The 1,859-nt window shown below is 44.8% G+C and carries 1 protein-coding gene; it reads left to right on the forward strand.

What is annotated here, in order from left to right:
• Positions 1–1,859 (forward strand): hemagglutinin repeat-containing protein (locus A9G25_RS00130; RefSeq protein WP_176701040.1); only part of this gene is annotated, 1,859 nt, incomplete at both ends.

The raw sequence follows: 1,859 nt of genomic DNA on the forward strand, positions 1-1,859 counted from the left end.
AACTTAAATAGCACCACCTCAACCACCGAAACGCATTACGGTGCGAGCAAAAGTAAAAACACCGTGATTGACCAGATTTCAAGTATCAACGTCAATGATGGTGATATTTACTTAAAAGCGGGACATGACATCAACTTAGGCGCGGCCTTGTTGGTTAATGGCGGTGAAGAGGGCGTCACTAACGTCATTGCCGGGAACGACATCAATTTATCGACCTTAAAAACGCAAAGCTATCAAGACTCAATATGGAATAAAAATCACACCCGCAAGGTTGATATTGAAGAGGTGGTGGGCAGTGAAATTTTAACCCATGGCGACCTAAACTTAATTGCGGGACATGATATTTTAGCGAAATCGGCGGAGCTATCGAGCGATAAGCGCATAAACCTATTAGCCGAGCATGATATTGATATTGGTAGTGAACAAGAACGTTTACAGTTAACCGAGCATCACAAAACCAAAACGAAAGGGTTGCTTAATAAGGGTTCAATTACTGAAGATATAGCGGTCGACAACATCACCCAAAAAGGCAGTGGGATTTATGGTGATAAGGTAAACATTAATGCGGGTAACAATTTAACGGTTACAGGCAGTGAAGTGGTAGGTACGCACAATGTGAGTCTTGGTGCAGGGAAAGATATCACCATTGATGCAGCGGAAGAGTCGTATTACCGAAAACACGAAACCAAGACCAAAAAATCCGGGTTAATGGGCAGTGGTGGAATAGGCTTTACGGCAGGTAAAGAAAGCGAATCGTTAAAACAAACAAATACCGAACAAGCCTTTGTGGGCAGTGTTGTAGGTAGTACAAAAGGCAGTGTCAATATCCAAGCGGGCAAAGACCTAAGTATTAAAGGCAGTGATGTCATCGCCCAACAAAACATCAAATTACAAGGCGAAAACGTCAATATCGAAGCATTAGATGCGAAAACGACGTATCAAGAAGAGTATGAGCGCAAAAAATCAGGGCTTACTGTTTCGATAACAGGCACGGCGAGTGATATTTACAACGCCAACCAAACCCGAGAGCAAGCGAAAAAGCAGACCAATGAAAAAACCAAAGCGCTGATGAATATTAAAGCGGGGTTACAAGCGGGTAATGCGGCGCTAGAGGGAGGAGCTAATTTACAAAATGGTACGCCACAAGCCTCCATTGGCATTAATGTCAGTTTGGGCAGTGAAAAGACCAAACGCACGGTAAACCAAGAGCAACACACCGTAGTAAGTAGTGGCGTCTCAGCGGGGCATAACCTCAGCATTATTGCGACGGGCAATGGTCAAAAAGAGCGTGGCGATATCAATATCATTGGCAGTCAGGTATCTGCCGGTCATGATGCAATGCTCAAAGCGAACCATGATGTCAACATCATTGGTCAAGAAAACACGATAAAAACCGACAGCAAAGAAAAAAGCAGCAGTGGCTCGGTAGGTGTGGGCTATAACTTTGGTGGAGAAAAAAATGGCTTTACCATCTCGGCCAGTGCTAGCCAAAGCAAATCCAGAGAAAAAGGTAACGGTACCGATTGGACAGAAAGTGTGGTAGAGGCAGGCAACAAGCTCACGATTATCACCGGTAATGACGCCAACATTGTTGCAGGGCAAGTGAAAGGCGATAGGGTGGTGGCTGATATTGGTCATGACCTTAATATTGAATCGAAACAAGACAGCGATGAGTTCCACTCTAAAAGCACGTCAACCTCGGTAGGGGGAAGTTTTTCTTATGGAGGCTCAAGTAGTATTAATGCCTCGGCGAGCAAAACGAAAATGGACAGCAACTGGCAAAGTGTGACCGACCAATCGGGCATCTTTGCCGGCAGTGGTGGCTTTGACATTAAGGTCGGCAACAACACCGACTTAAA

The organism is Gilliamella sp. Bif1-4 (assembly GCF_001690535.1).
GTDB lineage: Bacteria > Pseudomonadota > Gammaproteobacteria > Enterobacterales > Orbaceae > Gilliamella > Gilliamella bombi.